This window comes from Promicromonospora sp. NPDC023805 (assembly GCF_040639635.1).
Taxonomy (GTDB): Bacteria; Actinomycetota; Actinomycetes; order Actinomycetales; family Cellulomonadaceae; genus Promicromonospora.
This window is the reverse complement of record NZ_JBFAAH010000030.1, coordinates 42312-64680: the sequence shown is the minus strand read 5'-3', so window position 1 is coordinate 64680 and position 22369 is coordinate 42312. Positions and strand designations below refer to the sequence as shown.

General features: G+C 72.3%; 28 protein-coding genes. 12 read left to right on the top strand and 16 right to left on the bottom strand.

Annotated features, from left to right (window positions below; genetic code table 11):
• Positions 1 to 16: 16 nt before the first annotated feature.
• Entirely contained in the window at positions 17 to 1012 is a 996-nt protein-coding gene (locus tag AB0F70_RS23665) for an aldo/keto reductase (protein WP_357454287.1), read from the bottom strand.
• 154 nt (positions 1013 to 1166) lie between these two features.
• Between AB0F70_RS23665 and AB0F70_RS23660 the strand changes: the two genes are divergently transcribed.
• Both AB0F70_RS23660 and AB0F70_RS23655 read left to right on the top strand, forming a co-directional pair.
• The gene (locus tag AB0F70_RS23660) at positions 1167 to 2111 is read left to right on the top strand and encodes an aldose 1-epimerase family protein (protein WP_357454285.1); all 945 of its coding nucleotides are present in this window, start codon (positions 1167 to 1169) and stop codon (positions 2109 to 2111) included.
• 164 nt (positions 2112 to 2275) lie between these two features.
• A complete protein-coding gene (locus tag AB0F70_RS23655; RefSeq protein WP_357454282.1) occupies positions 2276 to 2884 on the top strand; it encodes a GDSL-type esterase/lipase family protein in 609 nt (202 codons plus the stop codon).
• A gap of 75 nt (positions 2885 to 2959) precedes the next feature.
• Here the strand turns inward: AB0F70_RS23655 and AB0F70_RS23650 are convergent, their stop codons facing one another.
• The 5 genes from AB0F70_RS23650 to AB0F70_RS23630 all read right to left on the bottom strand — a co-directional run bounded on the left by AB0F70_RS23650 (position 2960) and on the right by AB0F70_RS23630 (position 6828).
• Positions 2960 to 3757, bottom strand: coding sequence for a hypothetical protein (locus AB0F70_RS23650; RefSeq protein ID WP_357454279.1), 798 nt, complete (start codon positions 3755 to 3757; stop codon positions 2960 to 2962).
• 46 nt (positions 3758 to 3803) lie between these two features.
• Positions 3804 to 4517, bottom strand: coding sequence for a PadR family transcriptional regulator (locus AB0F70_RS23645; RefSeq protein WP_357454276.1), 714 nt, complete (start codon positions 4515 to 4517; stop codon positions 3804 to 3806).
• On the bottom strand, positions 4517 to 5380 hold the full coding sequence (locus AB0F70_RS23640; protein WP_357454273.1) for a DUF4097 family beta strand repeat-containing protein: 864 nt from the start codon (positions 5378 to 5380) through the stop codon (positions 4517 to 4519). Before AB0F70_RS23640 ends, AB0F70_RS23645 begins: the two co-directional genes overlap by 1 nt.
• 375 nt (positions 5381 to 5755) lie before the next feature.
• Positions 5756 to 6031, bottom strand: a complete 276-nt coding sequence (gene rsrA, locus AB0F70_RS23635) for a mycothiol system anti-sigma-R factor (RefSeq protein WP_357454269.1) — start codon at positions 6029 to 6031, stop codon at positions 5756 to 5758.
• Positions 6028 to 6828 (bottom strand): sigma-70 family RNA polymerase sigma factor, encoded by an 801-nt coding sequence (locus AB0F70_RS23630; protein ID WP_357454334.1) that lies wholly within the window; start codon positions 6826 to 6828, stop codon positions 6028 to 6030. The genes rsrA and AB0F70_RS23630 overlap by 4 nt, the downstream gene beginning before the upstream one ends.
• Before the next feature lie 405 nt (positions 6829 to 7233).
• Between AB0F70_RS23630 and AB0F70_RS23625 the strand changes: the two genes are divergently transcribed.
• Genes AB0F70_RS23625 through AB0F70_RS23610 form a run of 4 tightly spaced genes read left to right on the top strand, consistent with a single transcriptional unit; the run spans position 7234 to position 10768 of the window.
• Complete coding sequence (locus AB0F70_RS23625; protein WP_357454266.1) at positions 7234 to 7707, top strand: DoxX family membrane protein; 474 nt, start codon at positions 7234 to 7236, stop codon at positions 7705 to 7707.
• Positions 7708 to 7760: 53 nt separating this feature from the next.
• Positions 7761 to 9086: a 3-phosphoshikimate 1-carboxyvinyltransferase gene (gene aroA, locus AB0F70_RS23620; protein WP_357454263.1), complete on the top strand. Its 1326-nt coding sequence runs from the start codon at positions 7761 to 7763 to the stop codon at positions 9084 to 9086.
• Between the two features lie 27 nt (positions 9087 to 9113).
• Positions 9114 to 10244: a ribosome small subunit-dependent GTPase A gene (locus tag AB0F70_RS23615; protein ID WP_357454260.1), complete on the top strand. Its 1131-nt coding sequence runs from the start codon at positions 9114 to 9116 to the stop codon at positions 10242 to 10244.
• 2 nt (positions 10245 to 10246) lie between these two features.
• Positions 10247 to 10768 (top strand): endonuclease V, encoded by a 522-nt coding sequence (locus AB0F70_RS23610; RefSeq protein WP_357454256.1) that lies wholly within the window; start codon positions 10247 to 10249, stop codon positions 10766 to 10768.
• A 27-nt stretch (positions 10769 to 10795) separates the two neighbouring features.
• On the opposite strand, the gene AB0F70_RS23605 is transcribed toward AB0F70_RS23610, so the two are convergent.
• Both AB0F70_RS23605 and AB0F70_RS23600 read right to left on the bottom strand, forming a co-directional pair.
• Positions 10796 to 11224 carry a VOC family protein gene (locus AB0F70_RS23605; protein WP_357454253.1) on the bottom strand — a complete coding sequence of 143 codons (429 nt, stop codon included), beginning with the start codon at positions 11222 to 11224 and terminating at the stop codon, positions 10796 to 10798.
• Positions 11225 to 11309: 85 nt separating this feature from the next.
• Complete coding sequence (locus AB0F70_RS23600) at positions 11310 to 11945, bottom strand: hypothetical protein (protein ID WP_357454250.1); 636 nt, start codon at positions 11943 to 11945, stop codon at positions 11310 to 11312.
• 148 nt (positions 11946 to 12093) lie between these two features.
• Between AB0F70_RS23600 and AB0F70_RS23595 the strand changes: the two genes are divergently transcribed.
• Positions 12094 to 12651, top strand: a complete 558-nt coding sequence (locus AB0F70_RS23595; RefSeq protein ID WP_357454247.1) for a hypothetical protein — start codon at positions 12094 to 12096, stop codon at positions 12649 to 12651.
• 68 nt (positions 12652 to 12719) lie between these two features.
• Here the strand turns inward: AB0F70_RS23595 and hisN are convergent, their stop codons facing one another.
• From hisN to AB0F70_RS23580, 3 genes are all read right to left on the bottom strand, one after another.
• Positions 12720 to 13505, bottom strand: a complete 786-nt coding sequence (gene hisN, locus AB0F70_RS23590) for a histidinol-phosphatase (protein WP_357454331.1) — start codon at positions 13503 to 13505, stop codon at positions 12720 to 12722.
• 111 nt (positions 13506 to 13616) lie between these two features.
• The gene (locus tag AB0F70_RS23585) at positions 13617 to 14900 is read right to left on the bottom strand and encodes a hypothetical protein (RefSeq protein WP_357454244.1); all 1284 of its coding nucleotides are present in this window, start codon (positions 14898 to 14900) and stop codon (positions 13617 to 13619) included.
• Positions 14897 to 15577, bottom strand: coding sequence for a hypothetical protein (locus AB0F70_RS23580; RefSeq protein WP_357454241.1), 681 nt, complete (start codon positions 15575 to 15577; stop codon positions 14897 to 14899). Before AB0F70_RS23580 ends, AB0F70_RS23585 begins: the two co-directional genes overlap by 4 nt.
• Positions 15578 to 15784: 207 nt before the next feature.
• On the opposite strand from AB0F70_RS23580, the gene AB0F70_RS23575 reads away from it, so the two are divergent.
• Positions 15785 to 16003: a helix-turn-helix domain-containing protein gene (locus AB0F70_RS23575; RefSeq protein WP_116673897.1), complete on the top strand. Its 219-nt coding sequence runs from the start codon at positions 15785 to 15787 to the stop codon at positions 16001 to 16003.
• Positions 16004 to 16092: 89 nt separating this feature from the next.
• Here AB0F70_RS23575 and AB0F70_RS23570 read toward each other — a convergent pair whose 3' ends face one another.
• Complete coding sequence (locus AB0F70_RS23570) at positions 16093 to 16647, bottom strand: hypothetical protein (protein ID WP_357454237.1); 555 nt, start codon at positions 16645 to 16647, stop codon at positions 16093 to 16095.
• A gap of 153 nt (positions 16648 to 16800) precedes the next feature.
• On the opposite strand from AB0F70_RS23570, the gene AB0F70_RS23565 reads away from it, so the two are divergent.
• Both AB0F70_RS23565 and AB0F70_RS23560 read left to right on the top strand, forming a co-directional pair.
• A complete protein-coding gene (locus AB0F70_RS23565; RefSeq protein WP_357454234.1) occupies positions 16801 to 17643 on the top strand; it encodes a LysM domain-containing protein in 843 nt (280 codons plus the stop codon).
• Between the two features lie 71 nt (positions 17644 to 17714).
• Positions 17715 to 18344 (top strand): Rv3235 family protein, encoded by a 630-nt coding sequence (locus AB0F70_RS23560; protein WP_357454231.1) that lies wholly within the window; start codon positions 17715 to 17717, stop codon positions 18342 to 18344.
• Positions 18345 to 18378: 34 nt separating this feature from the next.
• On the opposite strand, the gene AB0F70_RS23555 is transcribed toward AB0F70_RS23560, so the two are convergent.
• Complete coding sequence (locus AB0F70_RS23555) at positions 18379 to 19017, bottom strand: nucleoside/nucleotide kinase family protein (RefSeq protein ID WP_357454228.1); 639 nt, start codon at positions 19015 to 19017, stop codon at positions 18379 to 18381.
• Positions 19008 to 19853, bottom strand: a complete 846-nt coding sequence (locus AB0F70_RS23550) for a PfkB family carbohydrate kinase (RefSeq protein ID WP_357454225.1) — start codon at positions 19851 to 19853, stop codon at positions 19008 to 19010. Before AB0F70_RS23550 ends, AB0F70_RS23555 begins: the two co-directional genes overlap by 10 nt.
• Positions 19854 to 19946: 93 nt before the next feature.
• Here AB0F70_RS23550 and AB0F70_RS23545 point away from each other — a divergent pair, with 93 nt between their 5' ends.
• Positions 19947 to 20549: a DinB family protein gene (locus tag AB0F70_RS23545; protein WP_357454222.1), complete on the top strand. Its 603-nt coding sequence runs from the start codon at positions 19947 to 19949 to the stop codon at positions 20547 to 20549.
• Here the strand turns inward: AB0F70_RS23545 and AB0F70_RS23540 are convergent.
• On the bottom strand, positions 20528 to 21313 hold the full coding sequence (locus tag AB0F70_RS23540; protein WP_357454219.1) for a MerR family transcriptional regulator: 786 nt from the start codon (positions 21311 to 21313) through the stop codon (positions 20528 to 20530). The two genes, AB0F70_RS23545 and AB0F70_RS23540, sit on opposite strands and share 22 nt — an antisense overlap.
• Positions 21314 to 21440: 127 nt before the next feature.
• On the opposite strand from AB0F70_RS23540, the gene AB0F70_RS23535 reads away from it, so the two are divergent.
• On the top strand, positions 21441 to 21854 hold the full coding sequence (locus tag AB0F70_RS23535) for a hypothetical protein (protein WP_357454216.1): 414 nt from the start codon (positions 21441 to 21443) through the stop codon (positions 21852 to 21854).
• 21 nt (positions 21855 to 21875) lie between these two features.
• On the opposite strand, the gene AB0F70_RS23530 is transcribed toward AB0F70_RS23535, so the two are convergent.
• Entirely contained in the window at positions 21876 to 22295 is a 420-nt protein-coding gene (locus AB0F70_RS23530; RefSeq protein WP_357454213.1) for a DUF779 domain-containing protein, read from the bottom strand.
• Between the last annotated feature and the right edge of the window lie 74 nt (positions 22296 to 22369).

Here is a 22369-nt window from a genome sequence, read left to right as displayed (position 1 = left end):
GGTCACGCGCTGAAGCTCACCACTTGTCGTGGACGTGCTCCTTGATCATCTCGTCGTAGATCTCCCGCACGCCGGACATGAAGAGCGGGCCCAGCGTCTCCGCCTGACCGGCCGCGGCGTTGGCGCGGGCCTGGTCGACGTTGCGCGCCCCCGGGATCACGGAGGAGACGCCCGGCCGCTGCCAGGCCCAGGCGATCGCGGCCTGCGCCGGGGTCAGGCTCTCGCCGGCGAGCTCGCGCGCGAGCTCCGTGAACCGGGCGGCGGCCTCGAGCCCCACCTCGTAGGGCACGCCGGAGAACGTCTCGCCGACGTCGAACGCGGCGCCCTCGCGGTTGTAGTTGCGGTGGTCGTTCTCGGCGAACACCGTGTCCTTGGTGTACTTGCCGGAGAGCAGGCCGGACGCGAGCGGCACGCGCGCGATGATGCCGACGCCAGCAGCGGAGGCCGCCGGCAGCACCTCGTCGAGCGGCTTGAGCCGGAACGCGTTGAGGATGATCTGCACGCTGGCGACGTTGGGCCGCGCGATGGCCTCGAGCGCCTCCGTGGTCTTCTCGACGCTCACGCCGTAGGCGGCGATCGCGCCGTCGGACACGAGCTGGTCGAGCGCGTCGTAGACGGCGTCCGAGGAGTAGACGGACGTGGGCGGGCAGTGAAGCTGCACCAGGTCCAGCCGGTCGACGCCGAGGTTCCGCCGGGACCGGTCGGTCCACTCCCGGAAGTTCTGGAGCACGTAGTTCTCCGGCACCTGGTCCATACGCCGGCCCATCTTCGTGGCGACGGTGATGCCGGCGTCGGCGTGGTCCTTGAGGAAGGAGCCGATCGCCTGCTCGCTGCGGCCGTCACCGTAGACGTCAGCGGTGTCGAAGAAGGTCACCCCGGCTTCGAGCGAGGTCTCGAGGACGGCGCGGGCGTCGCCCTCGCTGACCTCTCCCCAGTCAGCGCCGAGCTGCCAGGTGCCCAGGCCCACAGCCGATACGAGCCGACCGGTCCGTCCGAGTACCTGCTGTTCCATCGTTCCTCCTGCTTATGGGGCGGGCAGACATGCCCGCGAGGACCGGCCTTCGGGTCCTGTTTCTAGCGGGGTCGTTGGACATGTGTCCAAGTCGACCCCCAGTCTGCTGTCTCACGCTACGTGGCGCAGGCGAAAATTGCCCTACGGTTACGGTGTGAGTGTGACGACAGAAATTCCTCCCGTTGCTGCGGCCAGGCCCCATCCTTCCGGGGACCAGTTCCGGATCAGCCATGAAGGCCACCGTGCGACGGTTACCCAGGTGGGTGCGGCGCTGCGAGAGTACTCGGTCGACGGCCGCGACGTCGTGGTGCCCTTCAGGGCGGACGAGATCAGCCCGGTGTTCAACTGCGCCGTGCTGATCCCCTGGCCGAACCGGCTCCGCGACGGCTCCTACGAGTACGGCGGCGAGACGCACCAGCTGCCCGTCACGGAGCCCGCGCGCAACACCGCGCTGCACGGGCTCGCGGCGTGGGACCGCTGGTCGGTGATCGAGCACACGGGTTCCGCCGTGACCCTCGAGCTCGAGCTGGTCGCCCGGCCGGGCTACCCGTTCCAGCTGGTCGCGCAGATCCGCTACGCCCTCTCCGACGCGGGCCTCGAGGTCACCCTCGACGTCACGAACGTCGGAGCGAGCACTGCGCCCTACGGGTGCGGGTTCCACCCGTGGCTCTCGACGGGCGGCGCGAACCTGGACGAGTGCACGGTCCGCCTCGACGCTGCCACCCGCGTCACGACGGACGAGCGGCTGCTCCCGACCGGCACCGAGCCGGCGTCGGGCACCTTTGACCTGCGTGAGCCGCGTAGCGCGGCCGGGCTGGACCTGGACGACGCGTACGTCGACGTCGTGCGCGACGGCGGCGGCCTCTCCTGGGCCCACCTGACCGCCCCCGACGGCCGCACGTCCGCGGTCTGGATGGACGAGTCGCAGGACGTCTGGCAGGTCTGCACGGGCGACCACATCTCACCGGACCGCCGTCGGATGGGCCTCGCCGCCGAGCCGATGAGCTGCGCCGCCGACGCGTTCCGCACGCGCGAGCGGCTCGTGCACCTCGCTCCGGGCGAGCGGCACGCCGTCCGCTGGGGGATGACGCTGCTCTGACGGCCCGCACCGGCGGCGCCGCTCCGACGGCGCCGCCAAAGTGTCTCCGGTTCTGACCTGGGCGCACACGCGTCGGCGCGTTGGCGCTGTTCGGCCACTGTCCGTGCATCACAATGGGGAACCGGCCGTCCGCCAGGCTGCCGGGAACAGGCAAGGAGAGTCCGTTGCAGGATCGCGAGGTGCGCATCTGCGTCGTCGGTGACGAGCTGGCCACGGGTGTCGGAGACGCTCGTGCGCTCGGCTGGACCGGTCGCGTCCTCGCACGCACCCATTTCTCCCGGCCCGCCATGCTCTTCACCCTCGCCGTACCCGGCGAGACCAGCACGCAGCTCGGCGCCCGCTGGGAGGCGGAGACCGCCACGCGGTTCGGCTCGGACTCCGAGGTCGAGAACCGCCTGGTGGTGGCCCTGGGGCGGCACGACGTCGCCTCCGGCCTCACCGTCGCGCGCTCGCGGCTGAACCTGGCGAACATCCTCGACGTCGCGGACGCGAACCGGACGGCGGCGTTCGTCGTCGGGCCGCCGCCCGGGCTGCCCGCTGAGGGCAGCCGGATCGCAGAGCTGTCGGACGCGTTCGCCGACGTCGCCAACCGGCGCCGGGTGCCGTACGTCGACACGTACACGCCGCTCGCGCAGCACGAGCAGTGGCTCGCCGACCTCGCGCAGGGTGGAGGCGTGTACCCCGGCCAGGCGGGCTACGGCCTGATGGCGTGGCTCGTGCTGCACACGGGCTGGCACAACTGGCTGGGCCTCCCCCAGGACGAGGTCGCCTGAGCCTGACCCAGATGCCGAGGTAAAAACTGGGGCCGGGGTGCTGATCAGCACCCCGGCCCGGTTTCTACCTCGGAGTCAGCCGCGGGTGATCGTGGCCGTTCCCGAGACGGTGTTGGTCGAGATGTACGCCGCAGCGCCCGGCTCCGCGTGGTCGACGACGACGGTGCGCTGCGCGCTGGACGTCGCCTGCGCCCCGTCGATGACCACCTTGCCCGTGACGCTGCGCGCACGGAGGTTGACCGGGGACCCGGCGTCGAGCTGCACCGCTGCCGGGCCGGAGACCGTCTTGGCGTTGACGAGCGGCGTGGTGCCGATGGCGGTGACGTCGACCGCGCCGGACACCGTCTGGACGGACACCCGGCCCAGGGCGCCCACCACGGACGCCGCGCCGGAGACCGTCGAGACCGATACGTCGCCCGCGTGCTCGGCGACGGTGACCGCTCCGGTGCCCGACTTGGTGGTCACGGACCCGGTGGTGCCGGTCACGGTGATGGCGCCGCCCGCGGTCTTCACGTTGACCCCGGACCGCGACCCGGTCACCACTACCTCGGCGCCGACCGTGGCGACGTCCACCACCGACGTGGCGGGCACGGTCACCCTGACGACCGCCGCATCCTGGTCCTTGAGGCCGCGGAAGCGGTCCACGAAGCCCTCGAGTCCCGGGAAGTCGTACGCGACCCGGAGGTTGCCGTGCTCAGCGAGGATCTGCAGCGGCCGCGCCGATACCTCGATGACTTCGACGAGGGCGCCGGACGTGCGGTTCGGGTCGGCCACTATCTCCGCGCGGCCGTTCGTCAGGCGGACGATCAGGGTCGAGGCGCCGCCGACCTCGATGGTCTGCGGGGCGGCCACGCTCCAGGACTCGGTGGTCATCGCTGTGCTCCTTCATTGGGGAGGTTGCTGGGGAGTTCGGATGGATTCATGGGTTTCGGTCCGCACGACGCGGCGGAGAGGTCGTGCTGTGCGGCAGCGTCCCACGGATCGCGGAACGTGCCGAGTCGAGAACTGTGCGGAGCGTCTCCACGGTCAGCGCGGACACCGTACCGGCGACGTCCGCCTCGCGCAGATCGGCCAGGACGTCGTTACGGAACCGCTGCAGGACCGCCTCGGCGTCGTGCCGCAGGGAGTTGGACTGCGTGCGGCGCGGGTCGGGCGCGGCGCCCGGACGCGGCCGAGTGCGGACCTCCTGCGCGGCCGCCGCGAGCTCGGCCCGCAGGCCTCGCATCGTGTCGCGGACGTCGGCCCGTACCTCGTCCGCCAGGCTGCGCACCGTCTCGGCCACGCTGCGCTCCAGCCGCCTGACGTCGTCGAGCCGGGCGTCGATCTCCGCGCGGCCGGCAGGGGTGAGCTCGTAGGTGGCCTTGCGGCCGGCACCCGGTGACCCCGTCGAACCGTGCGGGCCCGGCCCGCCCGCCGTCCCCGCCCCGGACCCGGCACCCAGGACGGAACGGCGCACCAGGCCCTCCTCCTCGAGCCGGGCCAGGCGCGGATAGATGGTCCCCGCACTGGGGCGGTAGGTACCGCCGAAGCGCCGGGTGAGCTCGGTGATGAGCTCGTACCCGTGCCGGGGCCCGTCCAGGAGCAGCACCAGGAGGTAGAGGCGCAGCTCCCCGTGGGCGAACACCGGAGGCACTACAGCTCCACGGGCGACTGGTCCGCGGGCACGGTGCCGGACGGAGCATCGGCCGCCGCGTCCTGCGGCCCGCCGATCACCGTGACGTCGCCGGAGACGCCGGTCACGCGCAGGTGCATGACGCCGGATCCCGCCGACCGGTCGCCGCCGACGACCTTCGAGCCACCGCCGGTGAACTGCAGGCCGCCCAGCGTCACCCGCCCGCTGACGCTCTGCACAGAGACCTCGACGGCCCGTTCGTCCGGCACCCGCAGGAGCATGTTCCCGGACACGGTGTTGACCCGGACGGAGTGCGGCTGGTTCATCAGGTCGAACGTCACGTCCCCGGACACCGAGGACGACGTGACCGAGTCGGCAGAAGCGCTCACCACGACGTCGGCGGACACGGTGTTGCTCGTGACGTCTCCGACGTGATCGCGGACCGTGACCTCGCCGGAGACGGTGTTCAGCTTGAGGTCGCCGGCAGTGCGGGAGACCAGCAGCGACCCGGAGACGGTGGACGCCGACGCACCCGCCGTCGTACCGGCCAGGAGGCCCTCACCGCGGACCGTGCCGAGCCGCACCGAGGTTCCGGCCGGTACCGCTACGTGGATGTCGGCCCGGGCCTTTCCGCCGAAGTCGGCGAACCGCTTCATGAACGAGCCCCAGCCGGACAGGCCGCTCTCGTGCTCTATCACCAGGCGACCCGCCTCGAGGCGTACCTCGAGCGACCGGCCCTCCACCGAGTGCACCTCGACCCGGACCACTGGCTCGTCGTGCGCCACGATATCGAGCCGGCCGTCCACGACATGAGCGTCGACGCTGGTCACACCGTCCAGCTCGATGGTCTGCGGACCGGTGACGGTCCAGCTGTCTGCGCTCATGGGTTCCTCCACTGCTCGTGACTGGCTCGGACCGTCGCTGCCTCAACGCGATATATCGCGTTGACCTCAGTCACGATATATCGCGTTTGCTCGTCCGGCAACCCTTACGGCCGGACAACCTCACGATCTGTGGGATCATGGAGCCATTCAGTCCGTCACCTGTCAGGAGACACCCATGAGCAAGCGCGGTCGTAAGCGCCGTAGCCGCAAGGGCTCGGCCGCCAACCACGGCAAGCGTCCCAACGCCTGAGCTGGCTCAAGCGTCCGTCAGGACCATGAGCCGCCCAGCTGGGCACGCGAAAGGGCCGGAACCCATTGGGTCCCGGCCCTTCGTCATACCCGCCTGCGGTCAGCGAGGCAGGCCACCCGGACAGGTCACTCGGCGACGGTCATGACCGTCAGCTGCTCGTGGATGCGCACGCGCAGCGTGTCCGGCGCGCGCTCGCTGCAGGAGCGGCGCACCAGCTGCTTCACGAGGTCCTCGACGCTCAGCTCCGCCAGGCACGGCGAGCAGTGGGCGACGTGCGCGCGCATGCGCGTCTCGTCCTCCGGCGTCATCTCGGAGTCCAGGTACTCGTAGAGGTGCTTGAGTGCGTGCTCGCACTCGGACTCCCCCGCCGTGTCGTGCGGGATGGGTTTGATGTTGTTCACTGCGCACCTCCGGGCGCCTGGCTGACGAGTCCTCGCTGGGCGGCATAGTCGGCGAGGAGCTCACGCAGCTGCCGTCGTCCGCGGTGGAGCCGGGACATCACCGTCCCGATCGGAGTTCCCATGATCTCGGCGATCTCCTTGTAGGGGAAGCCCTCGACGTCGGCGTAGTACACGACCATCCGACGATCCTCCGGGAGCTCGGCGAGCGCCCGCTTCACATCACTGTCCGGCAGCCGGTCCAGCGCCTCGACCTCCGCAGAGCGCAGGCCGCGCGACGTGTGCGACGCCGCGCGCGCGATCTGCCAGTCCTCGACGTCCTCCGCCTGGGACTGCTGCGGTTCGCGCTGCTTCTTGCGATAGCTGTTGATGAACGTGTTCGTGAGGATGCGGTACAGCCAGGCCTTCAGGTTGGTGCCCGGCCGGTACTGGTGGAAGGCCGCGAACGCCTTGGCGAACGTCTCCTGCACCAGGTCCTCGGCGTCCGCGGGGTTGCGCGTCATGCGCAGCGCCGCGGAGTAGAGCTGGTCGAGGTACTGCAGGGCGTCCCGCTCGAACCGCGCGGCGCGAGCCGCGGAGTCCTCCTCCTGCGGGGAGCGCTCGGTGCTCTCGTCGTCGATGTCCTCGCCCGCGGTGGTGGTCCCCGGGCTGGTCACGGTGCTGGGCTCAGTGGTGCTCTCGGCCGCGGTCGCTTCCGTGGATCCGACAACACCCTCGCTCGCGCTCTTGTCGGGGCGCGCCCCGGCATCGGTGCCGATCTCGTCGGCACCCTGGTTCTGCTCGCGGGAAGTGTCAGTCATCGCACTCGAGCCTAGCCTCGTCGGCCAGCCCGTGTTCGCCAGGGCCGCCGACAGGGCGTCCGCCGTGGCCTTCGCCGAGGACAGCACCTGGTCAACGGAGGTGCCGAGCAGGTGCGGCGGGACCGCGCCGAACATCACGGGCGGCACCTGCGCACCCGACGTCGAACCCGCGGTCACGCCCGACATCGGGTTCGTCCCCGCGCCGATCGCTCCGCTGGTCACCATGCTGGCCGCCGTGCCGGCCGCTGTATCCGTCACCGTGTCGATCACCCTGCTCTTCACCAGATCCTTCTCGAGGCATCGCTCCACGACGGGTTCAACCCTCGCCCCCGGCGCCGAATTCCCGGTGTGTTTCCGTGCCGCCATCCTGCTGCATTCGTCGCCCTCATCTGCCAAGGTGGAGGCATGCTGCTTCGACACATCGCGCGACCTCTGCTGGCCTCATCGTTCATCTACGACGGAGTGCAGGCTGCCCGGAACCCGAGCGAGCACGTGGCCGCGGCCAGGTCCGGCTCCGCCCTGGCCACCCAGGCGCTGGGCGCCGAGCCGCTCAGCGAGAAGCAGGTCACCACGCTCGTCCGCGCACACGGGATCGCCACCGCGGCCGCGGGCACGCTGCTCGCGCTCGGCAAGGCGCCGCGCGCCTCCGCGCTCGCGCTGGCCCTGCTCACGCTGCCGCTCGCCGTGGTGAACCAGCCCTTCACCGCACCGAAGGAAGAACGCCCAGTGCGCACCGACCGGTTCCTGCACAACCTCGCCTCCGTGGGTGCGGCCCTCATCGCGGGTGCCGACCTCGAAGGCCGGCCGGGGCTGTCCTGGCGGGTCCAGCAGGCACGTGCCGCGCGCGCGGAGGCAAAAGCGGCCGTCGTCAAGGTCTGACGCACGGCGACACGAAGCCGCTGATCCGGCACGGTCCGCGATAATCTCGGCACATGACTTCCTCCACCACCGCGCCCGCACCGACATGGGAGGCGCCGCTGGCCGGCGCCCCGCTGGACGCGACGGTCGAGATACCCGGCAGCAAGTCGCTCACCAACCGGCTCCTGGTGCTCGCGGCGCTCGCTGAGGGGCCTGGCACCCTGCGCGGCGCTCTGCGCAGCCGGGACGCCGACCTCATGATCCGCGCCCTGCGCACCCTGGGCGCCCGCATCGAGGTGGGTGACCACCCGAGCACCCTCCACGTGACACCCGGCCCGGTGGCCGGCGGTACCGAGGTGGACACCGGCCTGGCCGGAACCGTCATGCGGTTCCTGCCCCCGTTCGCGGCGCTCGCCGACGGCCCGGTCCGGTTCGACGGCGACCCGGAGGCCCGCGTCCGCCCGATGCTGCCCGTGCTGGCGGCGCTCCGCACCCTCGGCATCACGGTGCACGACCCTGAGGCCGGGTCGGAGTCCGCCGATCTGCCCACCCACCTCCCGTTCACCGTGGAGGGCCGGGGCAGCGTGCCGGGTGGCGCCGTCGACGTCGACGCCTCGGAGTCCTCGCAGTTCGTCTCCGGCCTCCTGCTCGCAGCCGCGCGTTTCGAGCGTGGCCTCACGCTGCGGCACATCGGCGCCACGCTGCCGAGCCTGCCCCACATCGAGATGACGGTCGCCACGCTGCGCGACGCCGGCGTCGTGGTCGACGACTCGCGCGACGGCATGTGGGGCGTCTCCCCCGGGCCGATCGCCGCCCGCGACGTCCGCGTCGAGCCCGACCTCTCCAACGCGGCGCCGTTCCTGGCCTCCGCGCTGGTGGCCGGCGGCACCGTCCGCATCCCCGGCTGGCCGACGCTGACCACACAGCCCGGCGCCATGGTTCCCGAGCTGCTGGAGCGCATGGGCGGCACCTACACCCTCGCCGACGGCGTCCTCTCCGTGACGGGCACCGGCGAGATCCACGGGATCGACGTCGACCTGCGTGCCGGGGGCGAGCTCGCACCCACCTTCGCGGCGCTGGCCGCGCTCGCGGACTCCCCCTCCAGGCTGCGCGGGATCGCGCACCTGCGTGGCCACGAGACCGACCGGCTGTCGGCGCTGGCCCGCGAGATCACGCGGCTCGGTGGGCAGGCCGAGGAGACCCGCGACGGCCTGGTGATCACCCCCCGGCCGCTGCGTGGCGACATCGTGCGCACCTACGCGGACCACCGCATGGCGACGTCCGCCGCGCTGCTCGGGCTGCGCGTGCCCGGCGTGCGGGTGGAGAACGTCGGCACGACGGCGAAGACGCTGCCCGACTTCACCGGCATGTGGCTCCGCATGCTCGGCTCGGCCTCCTGATGGGCGTCTGCTGATGGGACCCGCCTGATGGGCCGCCGCGGCATCGACGAGTCGGACTTCCACTCCCGGCCGTCCAAGCGCGGCTCGCGCCCCCGCACCAAGCAGCGCCCCGAACACTCCGACGCCGTGACCGGCCTGGTCACCGGCGTGGACCGCGGGCGGTACACGCTCCTGGTCAAGGACTCCGATGCGGCCGGGACGTCCGGCGAGAAGATCGTGACCGCGATGAAGGCCCGGGAGCTGACCCGCACCCGCGTGGTCGTCGGCGACCGGGTGGACGTCGTGGGCGACGTGTCGGGCGGCGAGGGCTCGCTCGCCCGGATCGTGCGCATCCAGGAGCGGACGTCGACGCTGCGCCGCACCGCCGACGACACCGACCCGTACGAACGGATAGTCGTCGCCAACGCGGACCAGCTGGTCATCGTCACGGCGCTGGCCCAGCCCGAGCCGCGGACCGGCATGATCGACCGCTGCGTCGTCGCCGCCTACGACGCCGGCATGTCGGTCCTGCTCTGCCTGACCAAGGCCGACCTGGCCTCCCCTGACGTGCTGCGCGAGCTCTACGAGCCGCTCGGCGTCGAGGTGGTCGTGACCCGCAGGGAGGCGTCCAGCGACGAGGCCGACCGGGCGAACGTCGCCGGTCAGTCGGCCGGCGGCATGATCCTGGCCCCCGAGTCCGTCGAGGAGGTCCGCGGCAAGCTGCGCGGCCTCGTGTCCGTGCTGGTCGGCCACTCCGGCGTCGGCAAGTCCACGCTGATCAACGCCCTGGTGCCGGAGGCCAAGCGGGCGACCGGCGTGGTCAACGACGTGACGGGCCGCGGCCGGCACACCTCGACGTCCGCTGTCGCGCTCGCCCTGCCCGTGTCGCCGTCGTCCGACGAGCTCTCCGATGCCTTCGACGGCTGGGTGATCGACACCCCGGGCGTCCGCTCCTTCGGGCTCGCCCACGTCGAAGTCTCGCACCTGCTGCGGGCGTTCGACGACCTCGACGACGTGGCCCAGGAGTGCCCGCGAGGCTGCACGCACCTCGAGGACGCGCCGGACTGCGCGCTCGACGACTGGATAGAGGCCTCCCCGGAGGACGAACGGCCTGCCCGCGCGGCCCGGCTCACCTCGTTCCGCCGTCTGCTCTCGTCCCGGACCGGCTCGGACGCCTGACCGTGACCGACAGCTCGCGCTACGGCGCGGTGGACGTGCAGTACCTGGACGACGGCGGGGCGCGGGCCGCGCTGGTCGTCGCCGAGGACGCCGCGTTCACCACCCTCGTCGACGAACGTACGGTGCTCGTCGAGCAGGTGGCGGCGTACCGGCCCGGCAGGTTCTACGAGCGCGAGCTGCCGGCCCTTGAGCGGGTCCTGTCCGGCGTCGCACCGGTGGACCTGCTGATCGTCGACGGGTACGTGGACCTCGACCCCGAGGGGAGCCCGGGGCTGGGCGCCCACGTGGCCTCCGCCGGCCTGGCTCGCGTCGTCGTCGGTGTCGCCAAGACCCGGTTCCGCACTGCGACACATGCCGCCGAGGTGCTGCGCGGCCTCTCGGCCCGGCCGCTGTACGTCACGGCGTCGGGCATGCCGGTCGACGACGCCGCGGCCCTGGTACGCGCCATGGCCGGCGAGGCGCGGTTCCCGGACGCGCTGCGCCGCGTCGACCGGCTGGCGCGTGGGGCGGTACCCGTCGCCTGAGGCTCCCGGCTGGGCTCATGGCTGGACTCACGGCTCGAGAAACATCCAGCGATGGCCCTCCACGTCCTCGGCGCGATACAGCCTGCCGTACGGGGCCTCTTCGATGTCGGAGAGCAGTCCGGCGCCGGCCGCCTGCGCTCGGGCGAAGTGGGCGTCGATATCGGTGACGCGGACCAGCACCCCGTCGATCACCCAGGGCGTCGACAGCCATGCGTCCGCCGCCGTGCAGTGCTTGCGGTGCGCCGCGGGGCCCTCGTAGGACGCGAGCTCCGAGAGCATCACGCGCCCGCCACCGGCGTCGAGCTCACCGTGGGAGAGATGGCCGTCGTCGTCCAGCCAGCGTTCCGCCTCGATGAAGCCGAAGGCCTCGATGAGCCAGTCCATGGCGGTGACACCGTCCTGGTAGGACAGCATGGGGATGACTGCGGGTTCTGTAGTAACAGTGGGTTCGGACATGACAGACCTCCTCGCTCTCGAACAAATGTACGAGTCTTTCGGCGATCTGTCGAGCGGGTCTGTCCGGTGCCTGCCTGCGCGACGCCTACACGACCTGGAAGCCGAACAGCTCGACGGCCCACGGGTCCAGCCGTCCGGCGGACGGACCGCCGTCCTCGGCGCCGTCGCCGCTGAAACCGAAGAACTCCTGCAGCGCGTGCTCCCCCAGGACCAGCGGGTGGAAGGGGAACGGGTACGCGGTGCCGGCCGGGGCCGGATGCCTGCCCGCCCAGAACGGTTCCTCGAACGCGAGCCGGTCCCCGGTGTCCTCGAGCACCCCGTCGTCGGGCGACAGGCTCAGCGAACGCACCAGCGCGCCGTCCCGCCACACCGCGAAGGCGAACCAGTCGACGGCGCTGTGCATGGCGTGCAGGTAGAGCGTGCGGCCGAGGCTCGCGTCGACCAGGTGCGCGGGCAGCTGCGACGGCCGGTCGAGCATGAGCGCCTGGTCGCACAGGACGTCCACCGCCGGCGTCGACAGTGCACACGCCCGACCCTGCGGCGGGAACACCGCGTCGCCGAGCTCCCACAGCCCCTCACCGTCCGGCTGGATCCGTGCGGGCGGCCACAGCAGCCCGAGCAGCTCGGCCGCACCCGCCTCGTCGGCGAACTCCGCCGCGTCCGCCAGCCCCTCTGCCACGTCGCCGTCCGCGTACACCAGCATCGCTGTCTTGGCGCCCATCTCGTCTCCTGCCCTCGACTGCAGTGCCTGCCCTCGGCGCCCCTGCCACGGCGCCGCACACGAGAGTACGGGCACCCGCCGACATCGCCACCGGACCCGCGTGCCCGCCGGGGCTCGCGCTCGGCTCAGCACACGGCAGACTGAGCACATGCGCATCTACGTGCCCGCAACGCTCGACGAGCTCGACGCCGTCACCCACACCTCCAGGGCTGCCCGCTGGACCGTCGCCCCGCGCCGCGTGCACGCCGTCACGAAGGACCTCGAGGCCGGCCTCCCCGACGAGGACGGCGAGGGGCTCGAGTACATCGCCGCGCTGAACGCCGCCGACGACTCCCTGGCCCTGATCGCCGGCCGTCCTGACGCCGCGCACCAGCGCGTGGTCATCACGGTAGAGGTGCCGGACACGGCCGTCGGCCCGGTACAGGGCTCCGGCGACCCTGACGACGACGAGGCGGTCGCCTCGGAGATCGAGGTCCTCAGCACGGTCGAGAACGTGGCGATCGTCTGCGTGCACGTCGACGAGCTCGAAGCCGCCGCCGATATCGCGGACGTGCTCGCGGCAGCGGACGAGGAGAGCGACGCCGAGGCGACCGCCGACGTCGGCGCGGAGTCGGAGACCGCGCTGGACGCGGCGCTGGAGCGGGTCACCGACCGGGACCTGCTCTGGTACGACTGGAGCGAGATCAAGAACATCCCGCGCGCCTGACGCGACCTGACGGCGAAGGCCGCGGGTTCCGAGATACCGCGGCCGCCCCAGCCAGAGCCGACCACCGCTCACGCCAGGTAGTCGAGCGCTTCCTTGTGCAGCTTGCCGTTCGTGGCGATCGCGTTGCCGCCCCACGGCCCTGGCTTGCCCTCGAGGGACGTGAACGTGCCGCCGGCCTCGGTGACGATGGGCACGAGTGCCGCCATGTCGTACACCTCGAGCTCGGGCTCCGCGGCGATGTCGACAGCGCCGTCGGCCACCAGCATGTACGACCAGAAGTCGCCGTACCCGCGCGTGCGCGCGCAGGCCCGCGTCAGGTTGAGGAACCCGTCGAGCGAGCCGCGCTCCTCCCAGCCGCCGAGGGACGCGTAGCTGAAGGACGCGTCGGAGATCCGGGACACGCCGGAGACGGACATCCGCGAGGCGGCGGCCAGGGACTTGCCCGTCCACGCGCCCGAACCCTTGGCGGCCCACCAGCGGCGGCCCAGTGCCGGCGCGCTGACCAGGCCGACGACCACGTCCTCGCCGTCGGCGAGGGCGATCAGCGTCGCCCATACGGGAACGCCGCGTACGAAGTTCTTGGTGCCGTCGATCGGGTCGACGATCCAGCGCCGCGCACCGTTGCCGGCGGAGCCGTACTCCTCCCCGACTATCGCGTCGCGCGTGCGGGCACGAGCGAGCTGACCGCGGATGAAGTCCTCGGCCGCCCGGTCGGCGTCGGTCACCGGCGTCAGGTCCGGCTTGGTCTCGACCTTGAGGTCCAGCGCCTTGAACCTGGACATGGTGATGGAGTCGACCTGGTCGGCGATCACGTGCGCCAGACGCAGGTCGTCGGCGTAGTTGTCCTTCGTCATGGCGGCCACGCCCACAACCTAGCGCCGGATGTCACTTTTCCGCCGCCGAGCCGCGCCGATCGGGCCGATCGTTACGCGGGAGCTCCCGAGAAGAGGTCCCGGCCGGGGCCGTCAGACCGCGGCGGGCACCAGCTCCCGCACCCGGCTCGCGAGCCCCACGAACGCGGCCCGTGCCGGGGAGCCGGGGGCGCACTCGGCGAGCACCCGTCCCGCCAGCAGTGCGGCGTCCAGGCCCGCCGGGTCGTCGGGCACGAGGTGCACGTCGTCGACCCCCGCGTACCGCGCGAGCGCGTCACGGACCTGGGACTCGGCCCGCCGCCCGACGGCGGAGTCGCGTACCCGGTTCACCACCACGAGCCGTGCCGCGGGCACGGGCACGGCCGCGTCGCGCAGGTCCTCCAGCCCTCGCACCAGGCGCTGCAGACCGACCGGATCCGCCCCGCCGACCACCACCACGATGTCGGCCGCCTGCAGGGCGCTCAGGGTCGCGCCGTTGCGCTGGGGCGCACGCGTGTCGTACATGAGGTGCTCGTCGGTCTCGAGGACCGGGCCGCAGTCGACGACGGTCCACGCAGCGAGCTCGCGGGACCGCTGGAACACCATGTCCAGCGAGGCCGCGGGCAGCTCCGGCCACCGGGATGCGCGGGTGATGCCGGTCAGGACCCGCACGCCAGGCAGCACCACCGGGCTGTGCCGGGCGAGCGTCACGACGTCGAGCACACCCTGACCTGCCGCGCGGGCCGCAGCGGCGAGCCCCGGTGCGTCGTCGAGCAGGCCGAGGCGAGAGGTGACCGACGACGCGTACGTGTCGGCGTCGGCCAGCAGGACCGAACGAGCGCCGTTCGGCGGCGCCGCCGGACGCGGCCGGCGCAGCAGGCCGGAGCGGCGCGGCGCGGCGGTCCCGACCCCGGCGAGGGCCGCGGCGAGCTCGATGGCGGTGGTGGTCCGGCCGGGCGACCCGACGGGACCCCAGACCGCGATGATAGTGCCGGGCCTGCCTCCGAGGTCCGGCAGGGCGGCGACGGGTGCCGCTACCTCCGGGGCGTCGCCACGCACCGCGGCGACGAGGTTCTCCGCGTCCCCCTCGGCCACCACGACGTCGCACCCCAGCCCCGCGAGGCGTCCCGCGGGCGTCGCCCGGTCCTCCAGGGCCACGACCCGCAGGCCCGCGCCGCGCAGCCGTGCGACCGCCTCCCGGTCCAGGCCCGGCAGGTCCCCGGAGACGACGGCGGCCGTCCCCGCCCCGGCCTCTGCCGCCGCGAGCAGCTCTGCGAGCTCCGCGCACCGGCGCGCCACGGTCACCCGCGGCTGCGCGCCGAGCACGGTGACGGCGTCCGCCTCCACCTCGGGCGCGTGCACCGCCACGAGCACGGTGACCGCCCGCTCCTCGCTCATCCGACGTCACCCGCCACCGGCACGACGGCGACCGTGCCGGCGTCCGACAGCGCGCTCAGCACCGTCGGGAGCGAGTCCGCCGGGACCAGGACGTGCAGGGTCACGGTGCCGTCGACGATCATCCCGCCCTCGTCGGCATCCACCTGCTCGACGACGACGTTCCGCGCGAGCGTGCTCGGCGCCGGCTTGTCGGCGGCGGCGTCCGGCGCGATCGGGGCGTCCGGCACGAACCAGAGGTCCACCACCGCGCCGGCACGGATCCGGTCCGAGAGGCCGGAGGCGACCGGCACCGCCACGGACCGGACGCCGGCATCGGCGCCGAGCGCGGTCAGCGGGACCAGCTCGCCGTCGTCCACCACACGAAGCACCACGAGGTCGGCGGGCAGCGGCTCGTCCGCGGGGAGATACCGGCCCGTCCCGGCACCGAGCCGGACGTCCACGGCACGGAGCCCGTCGGCCGTGAGGGGCTCACCAGGCGTCAGCGCACCGTCCGCGACGAACGCAGGGACGGTGCGACTCGCCGACGAGACCACCCACGAGCCGAGGGCCACCGACACCGCGACGATGACGACGCCGGTCAGCAGGCGCGGGTCACGCCAACGAGGTCGGCGCAGCCGCGTGGCCACCGGCTCGGGGAGAGCCTGACCCGGGCCCGGGGGTGCCGGGGCATACGTCATCTCGAACCTTCCGCGTACTTTAGTGGACTTTGGTTAGACCTTCGCGTACAACTTCGCGTACGAGTCGAAGCGACGATCCGGACAGAATGGCGCACAGCGTAGGCAGAGCGCCGGAACCATAGTGATCGAACGTCGCCGATCCGGCATCAGATAGACACTTCTTGTGGATAACCCCCTCATGTCGGTGTCTCGTGCCACACTGGTGCCATGGAAAAGCGCTTTCTCTCCCTGGCCGACGTGGTCGAGACCCTGAACATCTCGATGGCCCAGGGCTATGCACTGGTTCGGACCGGCGACCTTCCCGCCATCCAGGTGGGCCCCAAGAAGGTCTGGCGCGTCGAAGCCGCAGAGCTCGAGGCATACATCGAGCGCATGTACGCAAAGAGCCGCGAACGACTCAAGGGCTCGGCGACCACGGACGCCTGAAAGCCCTCAGCTGTACACCGACGGGACCGGACGCACTCGATGCGGAGCGACACCGGTCCCGTTCTCCATTTACGGCATTCCTGAAGGATTCAGGGCGCCTCGCTCACGACCAGCAAGGCACTGAACGGAACCAGGCGAGTTCCACGGTCATCGAGCACATCGACGTCCAGGTGGTCCCGTCCGACCCGCGCGATCCGGCCGCCCACTATGCCGCTCAGCGTGCGGACGGTGACCCGTGCCCGGTCCCGCTGCAGCGCCCGGAGCACCGGGCCCAGTCCTAGCGCGGCACGCCGCGACGTCGCCGGCGCCGCCTGACGGGCCAGCCCGTGCACCCCGGTGAGCGCCGCCATCGGTACGAGGTGCTGACCGACCGGTTCGGGCCGGACGCCCTGCAGCAGCGCCCACTCGTCCGCGGCCTCCCGGACGACGCCGCGCAGCGGCGCGCCCGCGAGCAGCTCCAGCGTCACCACCGCCCCGACGACGGCGCGGAACCGGTCGGCGAGCGTCATCGTCGCGTGCTCGGCGCGCGTCATCTCGGAGACCAGCGCATCGGACTCGGCCGCCGACTGCGCGTGGGCCTGCGCCTCGAGGTCCCCGAAGAGCGCCTCCCAGCGAGTGGGACCACCCGGGTGCATGAATGCCATGAGGCCACCCTGCGTCATCCACAGCCATCCCGCTCTCCGGTGGACACCCCAGCGGCACCGAGGTTGAATATCGAGCATCGGACAGCACCAACCGCTATCAAACAGATCCGAAGCGTCCGATCGGATCCGTAGCCGACCATCGCAGGGGGAACCATGTCGAACACCGTCCTCCCGGACACTCCGTCGGGGTACCGCCCCAAGCCCCGTCCCGGGGAGCGCACGGGGAGCCCCGCGCGATCAGCGAGCGCTCGGCGTGGTCTGGCCGGTCTGGTCACCCTGGCCGTCGCGTTCACCGGCGCCGCCGGCGCGCTCGGCATACGCACCTGGCAGGTCGGTTCAGGCCTGGGTGCCGCGCTCTTCCCGGTCGAGGACATCGTCGAGCTCGCGACAGTCGCGGCGGGCACGCTGGTGGCCGGCTGGGTCGGCCTGCATGCGTTCCTGGCCCTGGCCTGTGTAGTCGCGGGCCGTTGGGGTCCACGCTGGGCGGCGGGCGAGCAAGCCGTCGCACAGCACGCGCCGACCTTCGTCCGCCGCCTCGCCCGCGTAGCCGCAGGGGCCGGCGTGGGCCTCGCCCTCACGGTGCCTACTGCCATGGCGTCCGACCTGGCTTCCGCGACAGATCCGTCCGGGGACGGCGGCGCCGCCGTCGTTCTCGACCTCGGCTGGCAGCCGACCGAGCGCCTGGCGGCGGACCGGACAGACGCCCGTGCGGCGGACCGCTCGGCCTCGTCGAACCAGCGGCCGAGACCCGAACGGTTGTCACTGGTCAACCGCGGCCAGCACACCGGAACCGGACGCGAGCCGGTGGTCGTCGTCGAACCCGGCGACACGCTCTGGGCGATCGCGGCCGGCAGGCTCGCCGCCGAACAGACCGGCACGCCTGTGGCCGACGCCGAGATCGCCGCCGCCGTCACTCGGTGGCACCACGCCAACCGTCAGGTGCTTGGTGTGGACCCCGACCTGATCCGCCCCGGCATGGTGCTGCGCCAGCCCTGACCGGACGCCGGCCGGCCCATCGCCAGACCGCCCGCGCTCACCTCCCGTTCCATCTCGCCCCAGGAGACCCCATGACCACACTTCCGCAGGATCCACCGCCACAGGGCGCACCCGGCTCCACCCGGCAGGTGCGACCGACCACACCCGCCCGCCGGACACCGGCGGCCCGTGCGGCGGCCACGGCCCCGGCCACGCCGATCCGTCGGCCCGCCACGCCGCCGGTCGGACCGGTCACCGGGCCCGGCATCGGCCGGCGGTTGCGGCGCATGCGGATCGGCGGGACGCCGTACCCGGAGCTGCAGAACGCGGCAGCGGCCCTCGAGGCGGTGACCGGCCGACCGACCCCCGAGCCGGACCCGACCCTCCCCGACCCGACCGCGCAGGTGTGCCGCGTGGTCCGCGCGGCCGTAGAGGTACTGCGCGGCGAACGGCCCGCGGCACAGCTCGCGCGCTGGGTCACCCCGCAGGTCTACGACCAGCTCCTGGAACGCGGAAGGCTCATGCGTGAGGCGCAGCAGAACCGGCCGCCGCGGCCCAAGGCGCACGCCGCGACGGTCCGACGCGTCCGGATGGTGCGGCTCGGCACCTCGTCCGCCGAGGCGGCGGTGATCCTGCACGACGAGGGCCGCGTCCGGGCGGCGGCGGTCCGGCTGGAGGCGCGGCGCGGGGTCTGGCGGGTAGCGGTCCTCGAGATCGGCTGAGCCGACACCCAGAGCCTGACCCAGAGCCGGCCGGTCAGACCCACTCGACGATCAGGTCCGCCTCGTCCCGGGTCGCCGCTATGAGGTCCGCGTTGCGCTGGTCGGTGCCGCCGGCCCACGCCTCGGCGTCGGGCAGGGGCTTGCCGTATGCCTGGTGCCGGGCGACGAGGCGCCGCAGGCGCTCGGCGTCCGGCAGGTCGACGTACCAGACCTCCGCCATGTGGGCGCGGGCCGTCGGCCAGGCGCCGCCGGGGGCGAGCAGGTAGTTGCCCTCGGTGATCACCAGCGGCTCGTCGGCGACGACGGTGCCCGCGGCTATGGGTTCCTCGATCTCGCGGCGGAACTCCGGCGCGTAGACGGGCGGGTCACCCGGGAGCCGGTCCGCGAGCCTGCGGATCAGTGCGGCATACCCGGCGTCGTCGAACGTGTCGACGGCGCCCTTGCGGTCGCGGCGACCGAGCGCCTCCAGGACGGCGTTCGAGAGATGGAAGCCGTCCATCCCGACCACGACGGCGGTGCCGGGTGCCAGGCCGTCCACCAGCGCGGCGGCCAGCGTCGACTTTCCCGCGCCGGGCGGTCCGGTGATGCCGAGGACCCGCGCCCGGCCGGTGCGGGCGGCGTCGTTCGCGAGCTCTGCCGCCCGCCCGACGAGCTCGGCTGTGGTCAGGCGCACGACAGGTTCTCCAGCCAGGAACGGGGACCGACGTACTGCACACGGAGGGACGCCACCCGCACCGCTTCCTCGACGGCCGCCTCCAGGTCCGCACCGCGGGCGAGCGCCACGGCCAGTGCACCGTGGAACGCGTCCCCGGCGCCGAGCGTGTCGCGCACGTCGACCTTCGGTACGCCGGTGGTGCCGTGCCGTCCGTCGGCGTCGCACCAGGTCACGGGGTCCGGCCCGTGCGTGGCGACCGTGGCCCGCGAAGGCGCGACGTCGGCCGGCGCCCGGAAGTCCGCCGACCGGGCAGTGACGTCCGCGTGCCCCATCAGATCGGCGAAGACGGGCCGCCAGCGGCCTGCGTCGAGCACGATCAGAGGGCGCGGCTCCAGGGTGTTCGCGTACGCGAGCACACTCCGCGCGAGATCCGGATGATGCCCGTCGAGCAGGACCACCGCTGGTCGCGGCAGTGCGTCGAGACCGCCGGGCGCGACGTCGACCCTGTCGGTCAGCATGGCGTCGGGCGAGACCACTGACCGGTCGCCCGTCGCGTCGTCGACCATCACCGCCGAGACGGCAAGCGGGATCTCGTGCCCCTCGGCGGTGTCGTAGATCTCGACACCGTGCCGCTCGAGGTCGCCGCGCGCCGCCGATCCGACCGGCCCCGAACCCAGCGCACTGATCAGGAGGGCCCGCGCGCCCAGCGTTGCGGCGGTGACCGCGGCGTTCGCAGCAGGGCCGCCCGCGGAGACGTCCTGGCGAACGGCGGTGATCTTCTGGTTCGGACCCGGCCGAACGGCGCTGCGGTGGATCACATCGAGCGTCGTCAGACCGGCAAACCAGCAGGTCACGGGCGTATTTTCGTTGACTTTTGCTGGAACGTCGGGCATGTGCAGAGGCTACCTGTGAAACTCAGTGTCAGTGACCGAGGATACGGTCCGAAGATGACCACTACCGGGCCGACGCCGTCCCCCACCGCGCCCTCGACGACGTGGCGCGATCTCCTGCTGGACCAGCTGAGCTTCTACTGGGACTTCCACCTCTGGCCGCGACTGGAAGGCCTTACCGACGACGAGTACCTCTGGGAACCGGCTTCGCCGGCCTGGAGCGTGCGCCGTGGGCCGGGCGGCGTGCCCCGGCTCGAGCACGAGGTGCCCGAGCCGGAGATCTCGCCGGTCACCACCATCGCGTGGCGCATGGTGCACCTCGGCAGGGACGTGTTCGGCCGGCGCGCCCGGGCCCTGTTCGGACCTACCGACGCGCCGGCCGACGCCGCCATGTTCGACCCGCGGCACTGGCCGGAGACTCCGATCACCGCCGCGGGCGGCCTCGCCATGCTCGACGAGGGGTACCGGTCGTGGCGGGCAGGCATCGAGCGCCAGGACGACACGGGCCTGCTGCGCCCGATCGGCCCCAAGGGCGCGGAGTACGCCGAGTTCCCGCTGGCCGCGCTCGCGACGCACCTCAGCCGCGAGGCCATGGCGCACGGTGCCGAGATCTGCCTCCTGCGTGACCTCTACCGAGCTCAGGCCACGCCCTCCGGGTAGGCCCGCTCGGCGTAGACGTACAGCGCGGCACGGACGAATGTGGCCCCTTCGGTACCGCCGTAGTTCGCGGCGAACCGGTCGTCCGCCACATACATGTCGCCCAGTCCCAGCAGGTAGCCACGGTCGGGCCGGCCCTGCTCGTGGCCAGGCGTGCCCGGGACGGCGACGAGCCACGCCGCGTGCCGGGTGGCGATCGCCTGAGCCTCGTCCGACGCGGGGTCCAGGCCGGCTTCCGCTGCCTCGATCCAGGCGGTGTTCAACGCCTGCACCTCCGCCTTGAACCGGTCCTGCCCCTCCTTGCCGAGCCCGCGCCACCACGCGTCGCTCTTCACGTACGCGTCGCGGCCCCAGCGTTCGGTCACCTCCTGCTCGTACTGCGTGTGGTCGAATCCGTCGAGCATGTCCTGCGCCATGATGTCCTCCTTCGCTTCGGGGTCCTTCTCGAGAGCCGCGACCGTTCGCTCGACCGACGCGATCTGCCGCGTCAGCCGGTGCTGCTCCGCCCGCAGCGAGTCGAGGTGCCGGCGTAACGCCTTCGCCTCGTCCTGTTCGCTGTCGAGCGCCTCGGCGATGTCGCCGAGGCCGAGCCCGAGATCCCGCAGCATGAGGATCCGCTGCAGCCGCACGAGGGCGGCGCGGTCGTAGCGGCGTGGTCCGCTCGCCGTCGGCCGGACGGCGGGCAGCAGCCCGACCGCGTCGTAGTGCCGCAGCGTCCGGCTGGTGACGCCGGTCAGCCGCGCGATCTCTTGGATGGACCAGTGCATGTCCATCACGGTAGAGGTTGACGCCGCGTCAACTTCAAGACCTGATCGCGAGAAGTTTGGCGAGGGCGCCATCGCCGCCTGTGGATAACTCGGTTCGCTCCGGCGCGCACCGGTCAATACTGAACTCATGACCACATCAAGCGACATCATTCCGGATCAACCGCTGGCCGGTGACGCGGCCCTGCTCGCGTTCGTGAGGTTCCTGCACGACGGCGTCACACCACGCCGCCGCACGCTGTGGTTCGTCATGCTGGACCACCAGCGCCGCCCGCTGCCGGTGATCGTGCCGATCGACCACGTGCCGGACGAGCCCGACGTGCTCATGGTGAGCAACCTGGGTCAGGCCTGGCACGAGATCCTGCGGGACGAGCCTGGCTCCTCGGTGGTGCTGATGCTCGAACGGCCGGGCCCGGCGGTCGCCTCGTTCGACGATCTCGCCTGGCGCGCGGCCCTCCGCTCGGCCGCGGCGGAGCACGGGATCACGCTCGCCGGATTCTTCCTCGCGACGGCGCACGGGGTCCGTCCCCTCACGCCGGACTGACGGGTGCGCGCGGATCCCGGGTCAGTCCCGGAGCAGCTCCCACTCCTCGTCGGTGAACAGCCGGGACCGGATGAGGAAGCGCACGCCCTCGGGCGCCTCCACGCTGAACCCGGCACCGCGGCCGGGGACGACGTCGATCGTGAGGTGGGTGTGCTTCCAGTACTCGAACTGGTTACGGCTCATCCAGACCGGGACGGTGAACGCGGCGCCGTCCGCCCCGATGGCGAGGTCGCCGAGGCGCACGTCGGCGTCGCCGGTGATGAAGTCGCCGTCCGGGAAGCACATGGGCGACGAACCGTCGCAGCAGCCACCGGACTGGTGGAACATGAGCTCGCCGTGCTTGTCACGCAGGCGCACGAGCAGCGCGGCCGCTGCCTCGGTCAGGGCGACCCGTGCGGGTGGCGCGGTAGACGCCTGGGGCGAGCGGACGTCGTCGGACATGAAGACCTCCTGGTGGCGGTGGCCGGGATGCCAGACGTACAGGGTCACCCAGCGCCCTGTACGTCTGGCACCTC